Source organism: Serinicoccus sp. CNJ-927 (genome assembly GCF_001942435.1).
GTDB classification, from domain to species: domain Bacteria; phylum Actinomycetota; class Actinomycetes; order Actinomycetales; family Dermatophilaceae; genus Ornithinicoccus; species Ornithinicoccus marinus.
Genome location: NZ_MKKF01000044.1, coordinates 41,475 through 56,393, shown reverse-complemented (window position 1 = coordinate 56,393; position 14,919 = coordinate 41,475). Strand labels below are relative to the sequence as shown.

Here is a 14,919-nt window from a genome sequence, read left to right as displayed (position 1 = left end):
AGAACGTTCTCAACCACTCATGCAGAGGAAGAACCAGATGACAGAACGCGTGCACGCCTCCCGGGTCGCCGTCGTCGGCGCCGGCGTCCTCGGAGCCGCGACCGCCGCAGCCCTGACGAAAGAGGGGGCGCAGGTCACCCTCATCACGGACGCCAAGCCGTCCAGCGGCGCCTCGGGTCGCTCGCTCTCCTGGCTCAACTCCTACGGTCGTCGCGGCGAGCCCTACCACCAGCTGCGCATGCTGGGCCTGGACCGCTACCGCAGCCTCGCCTCCCGGAACGACGTGGGCGCGTGGCTCCGGTTCGACGGCGGGCTCACCTGGGCGCCATCCGGCCAGCCGGACAAGCACCAGGCGGACTTCGACCACATGCGGCAGAACGGGTATGACGCCCGCTGGCTCAGTCGTGAGGAGGTCGCCGCCACCATCCCAGGGGTCGACCCGGCGGCCATCCCCGACGAGGGCGCGATCTTCAACCCCAGCGAGGGCTGGGTCGAGCTCCCCCCGTTGGTCGACCACCTCGTCGATGAGCTCGTCGCCGCCGGCGGAACCGTCGTCACCGATGCCGGCCCATCCACCGTCGTCGTGAGCGACGGCGCGGTGAGCGGTGTCCGGACGGCTTCCGGCGACATGTACGAGGCCGACGCGGCGGTGCTCGCCACCGGCCCCGCCGTTCCGGCCACCCTCGCCGAGCTCGGGGTCGACATACCGGACGCCACCCCGGTGTCGTTGCTGGTGCGCACGCCACCGGTCGACGCCGCCCTGCGCGCTGTCCTCAACACCCCGCGGGTCGCGATCCGCCCGACGCCCGACGGGTCACTCGTCATGGACGCGGGTTGGTCCGAGCGCGAGGTGGTCACCCGCGAGGACGGCACCCACCAGGTCAGCGACACCACGATCAGCGGGCTGTTAAAGGAGGGCTCGCGCGTGCTCGCCGGAAACCCGACGTTGGAGCTCGCCTCCTACGGCGTCGGGCCCAAGCCCATCCCGGGTGACGGCGAGCCCGTCGTGGGCGAGGTGCCCGGCGTCCGCGGCTACCACGTCGCCTTCACCCACTCCGGCGCGACCCTCGCGCTCATCGTCGGGGAGCTCCTCGCCCGGCAGATCGTCACCGCCACGCCCCACCCCCTGCTCAGCTCCTTCCGCCCCGACCGCTTCGCGGCCTGACCACCCACCCACGAGATCGGACACCACCATGATGCGAACCACCTCCCGCTTCGCCCGGGGCGCCGCCCTGCTCGCCGCCACCACGCTGGCCCTCTCCGCCTGCAGCGGGGACGACAGCACCCCGGGCAGCAGCGCCGCCGCCGACCAGGGTGAGAACTTCGACCTCATCGATCCCGGCACCATCCGGGTCGCCAGCATGGGCGACGCCCGGCCCTATACCTTCACCGACGAGAACGGCGAGTTCACCGGCTTCGACGTGGAGTTCTTCAAGGAGGTCGCCGGGTGCGTCGGCATCGACGACGTCGTCTTCACCGGGCAGGACTTCTCCGCCATCCTCCCCGCCGTCGCCAACGGCCAGTTCGACGTCGGCGTGGCCGCCATCGGCATCACCGAGGAGCGCCAGCAGACGGTGGACTTCTCCGACGGCTACCTCGCCGGCTACCTCACCGTGATCACGCCGGAGGGTGCCAGCATCACCGAGCCGGAGGACCTCGCCGGGCAGCGGCTCGGTGTCGTGCAGGGCACGCTCCAGGAGACCTACGCCGCCGAGAACTTCCCCGACGTCGAGCTCGTGCGGTTCCCGGACAACAACGCCGGCATCTCCGCGCTTAACAGCGGCACCATCGGCGCCCACTTCGCCGACTACGAGGCGGCCAAGCAGTACGCCACCCAGTACGACGTGGACCTGGCGATCAACATCCCCTCCTTCGACGCCCCCGCCGGATTCGCGCTGAAGCCGGGCAACGACGACTTCCGCGAGGCGCTCAACACCTGCCTCGAGCAGAAGATGGAGGACGGCACCTGGCGCGACCTCTACCAGGAGTGGTTCCCGGGCTCCCCCATGCCCGACCAGTACCTGCCGTCCTCGGAGCAGGGCTCGGACGACGCCAGCGAGACGACCACGCCCTGACCCCCTGACCCCACGGCCGGCCGGACGTCATCCCGTCCGGCCGGCCCGGGACCTGCGGGTCCACGAACGGCAAAGGAGCCACCCATGACCGACTGGCTGGAGCTGCTGCGGCGCACCTTCCTCGACTTCGACGCCATGTGGCTGGTCTTCCCGCAGATGCTGGGAACCGGCCTGAAGAACACCCTCATCATCTCGGCAGCAGCCACCGTCATCGGGCTGGTGCTCGGCATGGTGCTGGCCATCATGGGCATCTCCCGCAGCATCTGGCTGCGGCTGCCTGCGCGCATCTACACCGACATCTTCCGCGGCCTGCCGGCCATCCTCACGATCCTGCTGATCGGGCAGGGCTTCGCCCGGTTCAGCCAGTCGGTGTTCGGGCCATCGCCCTACCCGCTGGGCATCCTGGCCCTCTCGCTCATCGCAGCGGCCTACATCGGCGAGATCTTCCGGGCCGGCATCCAGGGGGTGGACAAGGGTCAGCTCGAGGCGTGCCGCGCCCTCGGCATGAGCTGGCCCAGGGCCATGCGCCTGGTCGTCGTGCCGCAAGGCGTGCGCCGCGTCCTCCCGGCGCTGGTGAACCAGTTCATCGCCATCGTCAAGGACTCCTCCCTCGTCTACTTCCTTGGCCTCCTGGTGTCCGAGCGCGAGCTGTTCCGCGTCGGCCAGGACGCCGCCGTGCTCACCGGGAACCTGTCGCCCCTGGTCCTCGCCGGAGCGTTCTACATGGTCATCACGGTGCCCCTCACGCACCTCGTCAACTACTTCGACAACCGGTTCCGCACCGGCCGGCGGCCGACCGCCGGCCCCACCAGCGGGCTCAAGGAGGTCCACGAGATGGACCACGACGTCGACCCCCTCGTCCACGGAGAGAACACATGAGCGCCACGACCACCGGCCGGACGGCCGACACCGTCACCTACCGCGGCTCCAGCCTCGACCTGGTCGACCTGCGGATGGCCTACGGCTCTTTCGAGGTGATCCGCGACGTCAGCTTCACCGTCCCCGCCGGGACCACCACCTGCGTGATCGGGCCCTCCGGCTCGGGCAAGTCGACGCTGCTGCGTGGGGTCAACCGCCTGCACGAGCCGACCTCCGGAGACGTGCTCATCGCGGGAGAGAGCGCCCTCGAGGTCCATCCCGACCGGCTGCGCCAGCGCATCGGCATGGTGTTCCAGCACTTCAACCTCTTCCCCGACCACACCGCCCTGCAGAACGTCGCGCTGGCGCTGCACAAGGTGAAGGGCGTGCCGAAGGCGGACGCCCTGGACGTGGCGCGGGAGCGGCTGGACGAGGTCGGCCTGGGCCCCCGGGCCGACCACCGGCCCCGCGACCTGTCCGGCGGACAGCAGCAGCGGGTGGCCATCGCCCGCGCGTTGGCGATGCAGCCCGAGGTGATGCTCTTCGACGAGGTGACCAGCGCGCTGGACCCCGAGCTGGTGAAGGGGGTCCTCCGCCTCATGGCCTCGCTGGCGAACAGCGGCATGACCATGGTCGTGGTGACCCACGAGATGAACTTCGCCCGAAAGGTCGCCGACCAGGTGGTCTTCATGGACGAAGGCGAGGTCGTCGAGGCCGGACCCCCGGCGCGGCTGTTCGACCAGCCGCAGAGCCGACGGCTGCGGACCTTCCTCTCGGAGGTGCTATGAGCATCCGCACCGGGATCATCGGGTACGGCACGGCTGGTCGCGTCTTCCACGCACCGTTCCTCGGAGCCGACCCGGCCTTCGACATCACCGCCGTCGTGACCGGCGACCACGACCGGGCCGCCCACGCAGCCACGGACCACCCGGACGCCCAGGTCGTCACCGACCTCGACGCGCTGCTCAAAAGGGCCCAGGACCTCGACCTCGTCGTGGTGGCGACACCGCCCGCACGACATGCCGGCCAGGCTCACGCCGCGCTGGACGCCGGCCTGCACGTCGTCGTCGACAAGCCCCTGTCCGTCACGGCGCAGGAGGGGCGCGAGCTCATCGACCATGCCGACCAGGCCGGACGGGTTCTCAGCGTCTTCCAGAACCGACGCTGGGACGGTGACTACCTCACCCTCCGCCACCTGGTCGAGGAGGGCGCGCTGGGCACGGTCCGGCGGTTCGAGTCCCGGTTCGAGTGGTGGAAGCCCGAGGAGACCAAGGCCTGGAAGGCCGGCGCACCGGCGGACCAGGGCGGCGGAATCCTGTATGACCTCGGCCCGCACCTGATCGACCAGGCGGTCCAGCTCTTCGGGCCGGTCGAGGACAGCCACGCCGAGCTCGTACGGTACCGGCCCGGCGAGGGAGCCGACGACGACGCCTTCGTGGCCCTACGGCATACCGGCGGGGTCGTCTCCCACCTATGGATGAGCAGCCTGGCACCCCGGCTCGGTGCCCGCTTCCGGGTGCTGGGCTCCGAAGCCGGCTACACGACGTCGGGCCTGGACCCGCAGGAGGCCTCGCTCAAGGCGGGGTCGAGACCGACGGACCCCGGCTTCGGGCAGAAGCCGAGAGACGGCTGGGGCACCCTCGGCCGCACCGGGTCGGAGAGTCCCGTCGCGACCCAGCCCGGCGACTACGCCGCGTTCTACCGGGGGCTCGCCGCCACCCTCCAGGACGGCGCACCACCACCCGTCGACCCGCGCGACAGCCTGGCCGTCATCGAGCTCATCGAGTCGCTGCACCGGCGGTTCCCCGTGCGGCACGCTGGCTGACCGCTCATCCCCCTGACCACCCACCGCCACCTCCCCACCACTTCACAGAAGGGTCAACCATGTCCGTCACCACCCCCACCGCGCCCGTCCGCGCCGTGCCCGAGGACTTCGCGGCACGCATCGAGGCCGCTCTCGCCCGGCGCCCCGAGGTCGAGGCGCACGTCGAGCGCGCCGTCGCGGCCGGCGTCGACAACATCTTCCTCGTCGGCTGCGGAGGCTCCCTCTTCGGTTTCGGCCCTCTGCGGGTTCTGCTGGACCGCAGCCCGATCCCCTGCTTCACCGTCAACGCCGACGAGCTGCTCACCCGCCGTCCCGCGGCGCTGGGTGCCCGTTCCTTGGTCGTCATCAGCAGCACCAACGGTGGGACCGCGGAGACGGCCCGTGCCGCCGAGCTCGCCACCCAGGTCGGCGCGCAGATCCTGGGGATCACCCAGGACCCGGCCAGCGTCGTGGGGCAGGCGTGCCCCGAGCTGGTGCTGCACCAGGGCATCGAGGCCAAGCAGGTCGTCCTGGCCCTCCTCGGCTGGTCCTTGCTCGACGCCCTCGGTGCCGCGCCGGAGCACGCCGAGGCCATGACCGCGCTGCAGGCCTCGCCCGCGGCCTTCCGCACGGCCATCGACGAGATGGATGCCGACCTCGACCGCGTCGCCGCAGCCCTGCACGCCGAGCCGGTGGTCTACGTGGTCGGCTCCGGCCCTCTGGAGTCGGCCGCCGACACCCTCGCCATGTGCTACCTGCAGGAGATGCAGTGGAAGCACGCGGTGGCGGTGGGCTCCGGCGAGTTCCTGCACGGTCCCTTCGAGATGGTGACCGAGGACCTTCCGGTCATCGTCCTGACGGGCGAGGACACCACCCGGCCGATGGGCGAGCGCGTCATCCGGTTCCTCGAGCGCTACAGCGACAAGGTGCATGTCGTGGACGGCGCTCGGTTGACGTTGCCCGGTGTGCCGGAGGCGATGCGACCCTTCGTCGGCACCCTGGTCATGGCCAGCACCATCGTCGGCCGGCTGGCGGAGCACTTCGAGGCGTGGTCCGGCCACGCCCTGAGCGAGCGCCGCTACATGTGGAAGGTCGACTACTGATGGTCCGTATCGCGGCCATCGGCGACAACGTCACCGACTGCTACGTGGACCAAGGCGTGATGTTCCCAGGCGGGAACTGCGTGAACGTTGCCGTCCGCGCCGCCCGCGCCGGCGCTCGCACGGCATACATCGGTCAGGTCGGGCAGGACGAGCGCGGCCAGGTGCTGCTGGACGCGCTCGCCGCCGAGAGTGTCGACACCAGCGCGTCCGGGTCGTGCCCGGCCGCACTTCCCGGACCGTGGTGCGCCACGTCGCCGGTGACCGCTACTTCGGCTCCACCGACAAGGGTGTCCGGGTCTTCGCCCCGCGGGCCGCAGACCTGGACCTCGTTGCGACGTACGACCTGGCGCACGTGAGCTACTGCAGCGAGCTCGACGAGGTCATCGCGGCACTGGCGCGCCGCGTGGCGGTGTCCTACGACTTCGACGAACGCCTCGACACGCCTGAGACCGAGGACCTGCTCAGACACGTGACCGTCGCCGCGTTCTCCGGGGCGTCGCTCGACGACGCCGAGGCGATAGACGCCGTCGGGTGGGCGCACGACCGCGGCGCCAGCTGGGTCGTCCTCACGCGCGGCCGCTCCCCCGCCCTGGTCTCGGACGGTCGTCAGATGGTCCGAGCCGCCCCGCGTGAGGTGACGGCCGTGGACACACTGGGGGCAGGTGACGCCTTCATCGCCCGTGCCCTCGTCGGAGTGGTGGCCGGCGAACCCCTCGAGGCGCTGGCGACCCACGCGGCGCACTCAGGTGCCGAGGCGTGCCTCGAGCAGGGAGGTTTCGGGCACGGGCGTGCTCTCGTCGACGAGGATGCGACTGCACAGGGGTTGCACGGACACGTTCCCGGCTGACGGTCGCGACGCCTCAGGCCGTTGACGTGGTGTGGGAGCGCATCCATCGCCGTGGAAGAGCATCACTGTTCCCAGGAAGCGCCCGGCCGGTATGCCCCGACGCTCCACTCGTGGCCCTCTGGGTCGAGGACCCGCGCACGTCGGGTCCCCCACTCGGTCTCCTCGGGAGCGCACACCTGGGTGCCACCTGCCTACAGCGCACGGGCATACCACTCGTCGACCTGGCTCGGGTCGGAGAGCCAGAGGTACAGGCCACCGCCTGTGCTGCGACCCCGGAGACGGGGAACGTCGTAGTCGTCGTCAGCACTGGCGACCATCAGCACCACGTCTCCCCACCGCACCGCCGTCGCCGTCCTGACGCGCGACGACGCTGAACCCCACCTGCTCCAGCCGTCTCGGCCCGACCTGGGCGTCCGAGTAGCTGAGATAGGCGTGCAGTGCTGGATCACCGTCCACGAGCCCGATCATGGCGCTGCCGCACTCCACCGTCAGTGCCTGATCAGGTCGACACAGGCCCGTGGGTCCAGGAAGGACTGCTCCGCTGAGTGCTGACGGTCCCCGCCCCCCGGTCACCCCTGCAGCAGCGACTGCGCCCCGTCGACCCACACCTCGGTGCCGCTGATGTGGCCGGCCGCGTCCGAGGCGAGGAAGGTCACCAGCTCGGCCACCTGCTGCGCCGAGCCAGGAGTCCCCTGAGTGAGTGGGATCTCGCCCTGCGGGAACTCGACCGGGATCTTCACATCCTCGTTCGCCGCCCGAGTGTTGTCGTCGATCTCGGTGTCGATCGCCCCGGGGCACACCACGTTGAGGCGTATGCAGCGCGGCCCGAGCTCGACGGCCAGCATCTTGGTCATGGCGACCTGGCCTGCCTTGCTCGCGGAGTATGCCGTGGCGCCGGAGTTGGAGAACATCCGCGTGCCGTTGACCGAGGAGACCACGACGACCGAGCCGCCGCCGTCGGCCAGGTGCGGCACCGCGTGCTTGATGGTGAGGAACGTCCCGACCAGGTTGATGTCGATGGTGGACCGGAAGTCGTCGACCTCGAGGTCCTCGATGCCGGCCCAGGTGCCGTTGACCCCGGCGTTGGCGACGACGACGTCGAGCCTGCCGAAGCGCTCGATGGTCTCCGACACCATCCGACGCGCGTCGTCCTCGTCGCTGACGTCCCCGGTCACCACCAGGGCCTGGCTACCGCCGGCCTCGAGGTCGGCCGCGACCTCCTCCAGCTCCTCCCGGGTGCGACTGACCAGGGTCACGTCCGCTCCCTGCGCGGCCAGTGCCCGTGCACTCGCCTCACCGATGCCGGACCCCGCACCAGTCACCAGTGCGACCTTGCCCTTCAGCATGCTGTGCTCCTCTCCTGCCGTCGCTCGTGATGAGACGGCCCGACCCAACTTACGAGGTGGGCCAGGGATCGGCAGTGCTCCGACATCACCGAGTTCGAGCACCGAGCAGTCATGCAGTGTCGCTGAGTCCTGCCGCCATTCGCGCTGCCCGCGCTTCCGCGACCTTCGCAGCTCGGGCCCGCTCCATGCGAATCTGAGGGTCCTGGCGCGGATCCAGGCGGGGCGGGCCGAAGAAGATCAGCAACGTGTACTTGACCCTCCAGGTGAAGCGATACCACAGCGACAGGCCGTCACGCTCGAACCTTGCACTCATGGAGTCTCCATATTATTAGTGGACTGGCGCCATCACCAACTTGCCGCCGCAATACGCGACAACCAGAAGCACGCCGCCGACACGTTGGCCGGACTCGGCTACACCGTCGAGCCACCCCTCGAGGGCTTCCCAGAAGGGCCGGGCCGACAGGTCAGCAGCTACTAGCACCGGCACCACGACGGTATGGGCGCTGGACTCTCATCCCGACCGAGGTGAGCGGCAGATATTTAGGCCGTGGCCGGTCACGGCGCCTTCACACCTTGGACCACTCGACAGGACGGCCATCGTGCTTACCCGGCCGTCAATGCTGGAAGTGCGCAACGCCCAAGTGTGTTCGTCGAGTGATGGCGCAGCGGCCACTCACGTATCGATAGAGGCGCTCAGGAGTCCGATGTCGGAGCCCGTTAAGGTCGAGGAGTGTGCTCACACGACGCGTCGCAAGCCAGTAGGACGGCAGCAGTGATTACGGTGTCGGGACGGTCCTCCGACGGGCTTCGCGCAGATGAGTCGGGCCGCCGCCTCACGGTGGCTCTCCGGGAGTTGGGGTATGCCGTCGAGTCCCCGATGGTCGTCCCGGACGGTGTCGAGTCGGTCGCGGGGGCGCTGCGCGACGCCGTCGAGGACGGAGCCCGCCTCGTCGTGACCACCGGCGGCACGGGTATGGGTCCGCGCGACCTCACCCCGGAGGGCACCCGTCAGGTCATCACCCGGGAGAACCCGGGCATGGCCGAGCTGATGCGCCGGGAGGGCTCCCGGCAGACCCCCTTCGCGGCGGTGTCCCGCGGCGTGGTCGGGGTCGTCGATTGGCCGGCCGAGCGCGGCGTCGGTGGCACGCTCGTCATCAATCTGCCCGGCCGTCCCGCGGCCGTGACCGAGGGGATGGACATCATCGGGCCGCTCCTCGGCCACCTGGTCGAACAAGTGGTCGGTGGCGATCATTAATGCGGGACCCTCTGGTCGACGGCTACGGCCGGGTGCACCCTGACCTGCGCATCTCGGTGACCGACCGCTGCTCGCTGCGCTGCACCTACTGCATGCCCGAGGACGGAGTGCCCTGGCTGCCCAGGGCGACGATGCTCACCACGGAGGAGGTCGTGCGCCTCGCCGGCGTCGCGGTCTCCATGGGCATCGACGAGGTCCGGCTGACCGGCGGGGAGCCGCTGCTGCGCCGCGACCTGGTCGACGTCGTCGCCGGACTCTCCGCGCTGGACCCAGCTCCCGAGATCTCGATGACGACCAACGCCATCGGCCTGGCCAAGAAGGCCGCCGCGCTGCGCGAGGCCGGCCTGACCCGGGTCAACGTCAGCCTCGACACCCTGCGCCGCGACGTGTTCATCGCCCTCGCCAAGCGGGACCGGCTCGCCGACACCCTGGCGGGCATCCACGCCGCCGCCGAGGCGGGGCTGGTCCCCGTGAAGATCAACACCGTCCTCATGCGCGGCATCAACGACGCCGACGAGGACGTCGTGGCGCTGCTGACCTTTGCCCTGGAGCACGGCTACGAGCTGCGCTTCGTCGAGCAGATGCCGCTGGACGCCCAGCACGGCTGGGACCGCTCGCAGATGATCACCGGCGAGGAGATCCTCGCGAAGCTGCGCACCGGCTACGACCTCACCCCTCAGCCGGACGAGGCGCGCGGCAGCGCACCGGCCGAGCTCTTCGACGTGCGGCCGTGGGGGGCCGGCCCCGAGGTCGAGCCGCTGGGCACGGTCGGCGCCATCGCCTCGGTGACCATGCCGTTCTGCGGCAGCTGCGACCGGGTGCGGCTCACTGCCGACGGCATGATCCGCAACTGCCTCTTCGCCGCCGGGGAGACCGACCTGCGGACCCCCCTGCGCGAGGGCGCCCCGGACGACAAGCTGGCCGCGCTGCTCCGGGCCTCGATCACCGCCAAGCTGCCCGGGCACGGCATCAACCAACCCGACTTCCTGCAGCCGCCCCGGCCCATGAGCGCCATCGGCGGCTGAGACCGGTCAGCCCCCGGCGAAGGGCGGCAGCACGTCGAGTACGGCGTCCTGGGCCAGGGATAGGGACCGGTCGCTGACGTAGCGGCCTTCGTGCAGCACCGAGCTGCAGGAGAGCACGCGGGCGAGCTCGGCGCCGTGGAGCTCGGCGAGCTGGTCGAGCAGGCGGCCCAGGTCCTCGGCGGGCACCTGCTCGGTCTCGGTGCCTGCCGCTTCTGCGGCGGCAGCGAAGTACCTCACGGTCGCCATCGTCTATCCCTTCGTGTGTGGTTCGTCCGTCATCGCCGGCTCCCGCCGCAGGCGATGTTCCCAGTGCCGGGCGTCGGCCCAGGTGTCTATGTCCCCGAGGTGCTCCCGCCCGGACTCCTCGTCCTGCCAGCGCAGGTCGGCGACAAGGCGGCGGACCGAGACGTCACGGACCTCCCCCAGCCGTCCCAACGCCCTCTCGAGCGAGACCAGGCGGTAGAGGGCCAGCAGCCACTGGCGGTGACCCTGAGCGTCCTGGTGACCGACGGCGTCCACGTGCTCCGCCGCGCCGTCCACCGAGGCGCGCAGCGCGGCCAGTGCGACCGCAGCGCCGGGCTGGTCGACCGCCACGACTGCCGCCCAGTCGGCTGACCGGGCACCGGCCTGTCCTCCGCTAGGGCGGTGGACGCCCGCGTCGCCCTCAGCGCCGGCGCCCAGCGCGGCCAGTCCCGCGGCGATGCCCGCGACCGGGCCCCCGTCGGGGGGCTCCTCCACCGTCCGGAGCACACCCGCTGGCACAGGAGTATCGCCCACGACCACCACCCGGCCCCCGAGCAGCGGCTGGGCGTCGAGCACCCGTGCCAGCAGCGACCGGCCGCCCACCTCCAGCGCCGCCTTGTCCCGGCCCCCGAGCCGCGTGCCGCGGCCGCCGGCCAGGACCAGGAGGTCCACGACCTGTCCGGGCACGGTCAGGAGTCCGGGAGCGAGAGCGTGAGCAGGCAGACGCTGTCCACGGCGGCGGTGACCTCGTGCCGCTCCGACGGTATGACGCACGCCGTACCCGCGGGCATGGTGTGCGACGACCCTTCGCTGGACAACGTCACCCGGCCGGAGAGGCAGAGCAGGGAGGCCGGGCCGGGCGCGTCGTGCTCGGGCAGGCCACCACCGGCGGGCAGGCCGAGCAGAATCAGGCTCTGCCCGGGCTGGCGCACGACCGCCCGCACCGCCCGGCCGCGACCCGTGGAGCGTGCCTCCTGCACGAGCGCCTCACCCTCCGCGCGCAGGTCGACGACCGCCGAGGCGCCCTGCGCGCGGGACCGGTCAGGCTCGCCGACCACGGGGTGCTCGTTCACTGGACCCGCTCCCAGCCGCGCTTCTGCGCCCGGGTGCCGGTCGCCGTCCCGGGCCGCTCGTCGCGGCTACGGTAGACGATGTAGGGCCGGGTGAAGTAGCCGATCGGTGCGGAGAAGACGTGCACCAGGCGGGTGAAGGGCCACATCGCGAAGAGCAGGAAGGCGAGCAGGGCGTGCAGCTGGAATCCGATCGGCGCGCCCTCCATGAGCGAGGCGTCGGGCTGGAACCAGAAGATCTGCCGGAACCACGGCGACACACCGTCGCGGTAGTTGTAGTGATCGCCCGCGATACCCAGGTTGAGCAGGGTGCCCGCGATGGTGTTCCACATGCCCAGCACGATGACGACGGCGAGCACGGCATACATGGCCTTGTCGTTGACCGTCGTGGCGCGGAAGACGGGCCCGACGGTACGGCGCCGGTAGACGAGGATGGCCAGCCCGACCAGGCAGGCGATGCCCGCCGGCAGCCCGCCGAGCAGCGCCACGATGTGATACAGCTCCTGGCTCATCCCGGCCCGCTCGGTCCAGCTCTGCGGCACGATCAGCCCCATGAAATGGCCGACCGCCACGAAGAGGATGCCGAAGTGGAACAGGGGGCTGCCGATCCGCAGCAGCTTGTCCTCGTAGAGCTGGGAGCTTCGGGTGGTCCACCCGAACTTGTCGTAGCGATAGCGCCAGACGTGGCCCACGACGAAGGTCGCCAGGCAGATGTAGGGGAAGATCACCCAGAGGAAGGTGCTCATCGGGGGGCTCCTACGGGGATGGTCGGGCCGAGAGACTGGGCGGTGTGCGGTGTGCTGCCGGGGGGCGCGCACCCGTCGGTCGGAGGTGTGCGCAGGCCGTCGAGGGCGGGGTCCATGGCGTAGGGCGCGTCGTCGATCCCGACCGTCTCCTGCGGCGGTCCTTGGGCGATGAGCCGCGCGAGGGCCTGCTCGTCGTCGCCGTCGAGGTCGGGCAGGGTGGCCCGAAGGGCCGCGACCACGTCCAACCAGGGTGAGCCGCGCCGGTCCAGGGCCCGCCGGAGGAGCTCGATGCCGACCCGATGGTCGTTGAGGACCTTCCACGCCGTGTCGGGGGCGACGGTCGCGCCGAACTCCAGGACGACGGGCAGGTAGTCAGGAAGCTCTGCATCGGCGTCGTCCAGCTCGACCCCGTGCTGGCGGTAGAGCTGCTTGAACTGCACCAGCGCCACGCCACGGTTGCGGGTGTCCCCGTGCAGGAAGTAGGTCAGGTGCAGCGCGCACTTGCGGGTGACGTCGAAGGTGTCGACGTAGTCGCGCTGCAGCTCAGGAAGGCCGACGGCCTCCGCGTGCTCAAGAAACCGGCTCAACGGCTCACCGGCCGACGGCGGCAGGCCTCCGGCCACCTCCCGGAGCACCGCCAGCTGCCCGGGCAGGTCCTCGCGGGGGTAGTCCAGCAGCAGCGAGCACAGCTGCCAGGCATCGGCCTGCGCGCGCGCAGCGAATCGGGGGCTGCTGCGCCGGTGGCGCCGCCAGGGCATCATCGCTGCTGCCCTTCGTCCGCGCCGGCGACATGGTCCGGCCGGGCCTGGCCGTCCTCGAGCACGGACCGGTCGTCGGTGGGCTGGTGCGGCGTCCCGTCACCCGCCGAGGCCTGGGCGCCCTGCTCGCGCTGGGGGAACAGACCCTCGGGCATGCCGCGCCCGTCCCAGTTGAGCAGGTTGACGCGACCGCGCTTGGTGCCGCCGGAGACGAGGGTTTCCGACTGGGCCCGCTCCTGGAGCATCTTGAGGTTCTCCACCGCGACCGGGGTGACGGCGCCGCGGCCCGAGCCTTCGCCGAACGGGCCGGAGGAGTCGAGCAGCTCGTCGTCGAAAGAGCTCACGGGGCAGTCCGTGGCCAGCTCCTCAAGGGCGTGCGCCTGCTCCCCGTGGGCGGTCGGGATGACGTAGCGGTCGCCGTACTTGGCGATCGCTAGGAGGCGGAACATCTCGTACATCTCCTCTTCCTCCATGCCGACGGCCTCGGCGATGTGCGCCTGGGGGTCGCGGCCCAGGTTGATGTCGCGCATGTAGGACCGCATCGCGGCCAGTCGGCGCAGCACCGCCTCGACCGGCCGGGTATCGCCGGCGGTGAAGAGGTTGGCGAGGTACTCGACCGGGATGCGCAGCGCGTCGATGGCTGCGAAGAGGTTGTCCTTGTCCTCGGCGTCGTAACCGGTGTCCTTGATGACGTCGACGACCGGCGACAGCGGCGGGATGTACCAGACCATCGGCATGGTGCGGTATTCCGGGTGCAGGGGCAGCGCGACCTTGTAGTCGGTGATGAGCTTGAGGACGGGGCTCTTCTTCGCCGCCTCGATCCAGTCGCCGGGGATGCCCGCGCGCTCGGCCTCGCGCTCGACCGCCGGGTCGCGTGGGTCGAGGAACACGCTGCGCTGAGCCTCGTAGAGTCGTGCTCGTCCTCGACCGCGGCGGCCTCGAGCACCTTGTCGGCGTCGTAGAGCATCAGGCCGATGTAGCGCAGCCGGCCCACGCAGGTCTCGGCGCACACGGTCGGGATGCCGACCTCCACGCGCGGGTAGCAGAAGGTGCACTTCTCGGCCTTGCCGGTCTTGTGGTTGAAGTACACCTTCTTGTAGGGGCAGCCGGTGACGCACATGCGCCAGCCGCGGCACTTGTCCTGGTCGACCAGCACGATGCCGTCCTCCTCGCGCTTGTAGATGGCCCCGGAGGGGCAGGAGGCAGCGCAGCTGGGGTTGAGGCAGTGCTCGCAGATCCGCGGCAGGTAGAACATGAACGTCTGCTCGAACTCGAACTTCACCTTGTCCTCGATGCCCTTGAGCATCGGGTCCTTGGCGGCGTGCTCGGTGGAACCGCCGAGGTCGTCGTCCCAGTTGGCCGACCACTCGATGTTGATGTCCTTGCCCGAGATGAGCGACTTGGGCCGCGCGACGGGGAAGGTGTCCTGCGCCGGGGCGTTGAGCAGCGTCTCGTAGTCGTAGGTCCAGGGCTCGTAGTAGTCCTGGATCGAGGGCATCTTGGGGTTGGAGAAGATGTTGAGCATCTTGTTGAGGCGTCCGCCGGCGCGCAGCTTGAGCCGGCCGTTGTCGGCCCGTATCCAGCCGCCCTTCCACTCCTCCTGGTCCTCGTAGCCCCGGGGGTAGCCCAGGCCCGGTCGGGTCTCGACGTTGTTGAACCAGACGTACTCGGTGCCCTGACGGTTGGTCCACGCCTGCTTGCAGGTGACCGAGCAGGTGTGGCACCCGATGCACTTGTCCAGGTTCATGACCATGGCCATCTGTGCCATGACGCGCATGTTGTCTCTTTT

General features: G+C 70.4%; 16 protein-coding genes and 2 pseudogenes. 10 read left to right on the top strand and 8 right to left on the bottom strand.

Annotated features, from left to right (window positions below):
* Positions 1-37: 37 nt before the first annotated feature.
* The 8 genes and pseudogenes from BJF86_RS11410 (at position 38) to BJF86_RS11375 (ending at position 6,687) form a co-directional block, all read left to right on the top strand.
* Complete coding sequence (locus BJF86_RS11410) at positions 38-1,165, top strand: NAD(P)/FAD-dependent oxidoreductase (RefSeq protein WP_075819053.1); 1,128 nt, start codon at positions 38-40, stop codon at positions 1,163-1,165.
* 28 nt (positions 1,166-1,193) lie between these two features.
* On the top strand, positions 1,194-2,075 hold the full coding sequence (locus BJF86_RS11405; protein ID WP_075819051.1) for an ABC transporter substrate-binding protein: 882 nt from the start codon (positions 1,194-1,196) through the stop codon (positions 2,073-2,075).
* An 84-nt stretch (positions 2,076-2,159) separates the two neighbouring features.
* Positions 2,160-2,954 carry an amino acid ABC transporter permease gene (locus BJF86_RS11400; RefSeq protein ID WP_075819049.1) on the top strand — a complete coding sequence of 265 codons (795 nt, stop codon included), beginning with the start codon at positions 2,160-2,162 and terminating at the stop codon, positions 2,952-2,954.
* Positions 2,951-3,721, top strand: a complete 771-nt coding sequence (locus BJF86_RS11395) for an amino acid ABC transporter ATP-binding protein (protein WP_075819047.1) — start codon at positions 2,951-2,953, stop codon at positions 3,719-3,721. Before BJF86_RS11400 ends, BJF86_RS11395 begins: the two co-directional genes overlap by 4 nt.
* The gene (locus tag BJF86_RS11390; RefSeq protein WP_075819045.1) at positions 3,718-4,758 is read left to right on the top strand and encodes a Gfo/Idh/MocA family oxidoreductase; all 1,041 of its coding nucleotides are present in this window, start codon (positions 3,718-3,720) and stop codon (positions 4,756-4,758) included. The genes BJF86_RS11395 and BJF86_RS11390 overlap by 4 nt, the downstream gene beginning before the upstream one ends.
* 59 nt (positions 4,759-4,817) lie before the next feature.
* On the top strand, positions 4,818-5,840 hold the full coding sequence (locus BJF86_RS11385; protein WP_075819043.1) for an SIS domain-containing protein: 1,023 nt from the start codon (positions 4,818-4,820) through the stop codon (positions 5,838-5,840).
* A pseudogene (locus BJF86_RS19385) lies at positions 5,840-6,031 on the top strand (PfkB family carbohydrate kinase); the annotation flags it as partial. The gene BJF86_RS11385 and the pseudogene BJF86_RS19385, both read left to right, overlap by 1 nt.
* 23 nt (positions 6,032-6,054) lie before the next feature.
* Positions 6,055-6,687 (top strand): PfkB family carbohydrate kinase, encoded by a 633-nt coding sequence (locus tag BJF86_RS11375; protein ID WP_237768191.1) that lies wholly within the window; start codon positions 6,055-6,057, stop codon positions 6,685-6,687.
* 300 nt (positions 6,688-6,987) lie between these two features.
* Here BJF86_RS11375 and BJF86_RS18980 read toward each other — a convergent pair whose 3' ends face one another.
* Both BJF86_RS18980 and BJF86_RS11365 read right to left on the bottom strand, forming a co-directional pair.
* Entirely contained in the window at positions 6,988-7,173 is a 186-nt protein-coding gene (locus BJF86_RS18980) for a hypothetical protein (protein ID WP_237768190.1), read from the bottom strand.
* Between the two features lie 83 nt (positions 7,174-7,256).
* Positions 7,257-8,033: an SDR family oxidoreductase gene (locus BJF86_RS11365; protein ID WP_075819037.1), complete on the bottom strand. Its 777-nt coding sequence runs from the start codon at positions 8,031-8,033 to the stop codon at positions 7,257-7,259.
* A 730-nt stretch (positions 8,034-8,763) separates the two neighbouring features.
* Here BJF86_RS11365 and BJF86_RS11355 point away from each other — a divergent pair.
* Both BJF86_RS11355 and moaA read left to right on the top strand, forming a co-directional pair.
* Entirely contained in the window at positions 8,764-9,288 is a 525-nt protein-coding gene (locus BJF86_RS11355) for a molybdenum cofactor biosynthesis protein B (protein WP_075819033.1), read from the top strand.
* The gene (gene moaA, locus BJF86_RS11350) at positions 9,288-10,313 is read left to right on the top strand and encodes a GTP 3',8-cyclase MoaA (protein WP_075819031.1); all 1,026 of its coding nucleotides are present in this window, start codon (positions 9,288-9,290) and stop codon (positions 10,311-10,313) included. The genes BJF86_RS11355 and moaA overlap by 1 nt, the downstream gene beginning before the upstream one ends.
* Before the next feature lie 6 nt (positions 10,314-10,319).
* On the opposite strand, the gene BJF86_RS11345 is transcribed toward moaA, so the two are convergent.
* The 6 genes and pseudogenes from BJF86_RS11345 to narH form a co-directional block, all read right to left on the bottom strand.
* Entirely contained in the window at positions 10,320-10,559 is a 240-nt protein-coding gene (locus tag BJF86_RS11345; RefSeq protein WP_075819029.1) for a MoaD/ThiS family protein, read from the bottom strand.
* Positions 10,560-10,562: 3 nt separating this feature from the next.
* The gene (locus BJF86_RS11340) at positions 10,563-11,243 is read right to left on the bottom strand and encodes a molybdenum cofactor guanylyltransferase (RefSeq protein ID WP_158068411.1); all 681 of its coding nucleotides are present in this window, start codon (positions 11,241-11,243) and stop codon (positions 10,563-10,565) included.
* A gap of 2 nt (positions 11,244-11,245) precedes the next feature.
* A complete protein-coding gene (locus tag BJF86_RS17970) occupies positions 11,246-11,614 on the bottom strand; it encodes a cupin (RefSeq protein ID WP_158068410.1) in 369 nt (122 codons plus the stop codon).
* 11 nt (positions 11,615-11,625) lie between these two features.
* Positions 11,626-12,372 (bottom strand): respiratory nitrate reductase subunit gamma, encoded by a 747-nt coding sequence (gene narI, locus BJF86_RS11330; protein ID WP_075819025.1) that lies wholly within the window; start codon positions 12,370-12,372, stop codon positions 11,626-11,628.
* On the bottom strand, positions 12,369-13,130 hold the full coding sequence (gene narJ, locus BJF86_RS11325) for a nitrate reductase molybdenum cofactor assembly chaperone (RefSeq protein ID WP_143553826.1): 762 nt from the start codon (positions 13,128-13,130) through the stop codon (positions 12,369-12,371). The genes narI and narJ overlap by 4 nt, the downstream gene beginning before the upstream one ends.
* A pseudogene (gene narH, locus BJF86_RS11320) lies at positions 13,130-14,907 on the bottom strand (nitrate reductase subunit beta). Before narH ends, narJ begins: the two are co-directional and overlap by 1 nt.
* Positions 14,908-14,919 lie beyond the last annotated feature (12 nt).

What these genes read in the sequence shown, in the direction of transcription:
- moaA (WP_075819031.1), top strand. Translation starts at nt 9,288, where the DNA reads ATGCGGGACCCTCTGGTCGACGGCTACGGCCGGGTGCACCCTGACCTG.
- narI (WP_075819025.1), bottom strand. Translation starts at nt 12,372, where the DNA reads ATGAGCACCTTCCTCTGGGTGATCTTCCCCTACATCTGCCTGGCGACC.
- BJF86_RS11345 (WP_075819029.1), bottom strand. Translation starts at nt 10,559, where the DNA reads ATGGCGACCGTGAGGTACTTCGCTGCCGCCGCAGAAGCGGCAGGCACC.
- narJ (WP_143553826.1), bottom strand. Translation starts at nt 13,130, where the DNA reads ATGCCCTGGCGGCGCCACCGGCGCAGCAGCCCCCGATTCGCTGCGCGC.
- BJF86_RS11385 (WP_075819043.1), top strand. Translation starts at nt 4,818, where the DNA reads ATGTCCGTCACCACCCCCACCGCGCCCGTCCGCGCCGTGCCCGAGGAC.
- BJF86_RS11410 (WP_075819053.1), top strand. Translation starts at nt 38, where the DNA reads ATGACAGAACGCGTGCACGCCTCCCGGGTCGCCGTCGTCGGCGCCGGC.
- BJF86_RS11390 (WP_075819045.1), top strand. Translation starts at nt 3,718, where the DNA reads ATGAGCATCCGCACCGGGATCATCGGGTACGGCACGGCTGGTCGCGTC.
- BJF86_RS11365 (WP_075819037.1), bottom strand. Translation starts at nt 8,033, where the DNA reads ATGCTGAAGGGCAAGGTCGCACTGGTGACTGGTGCGGGGTCCGGCATC.
- BJF86_RS11400 (WP_075819049.1), top strand. Translation starts at nt 2,160, where the DNA reads ATGACCGACTGGCTGGAGCTGCTGCGGCGCACCTTCCTCGACTTCGAC.
- BJF86_RS11405 (WP_075819051.1), top strand. Translation starts at nt 1,194, where the DNA reads ATGATGCGAACCACCTCCCGCTTCGCCCGGGGCGCCGCCCTGCTCGCC.
- BJF86_RS11395 (WP_075819047.1), top strand. Translation starts at nt 2,951, where the DNA reads ATGAGCGCCACGACCACCGGCCGGACGGCCGACACCGTCACCTACCGC.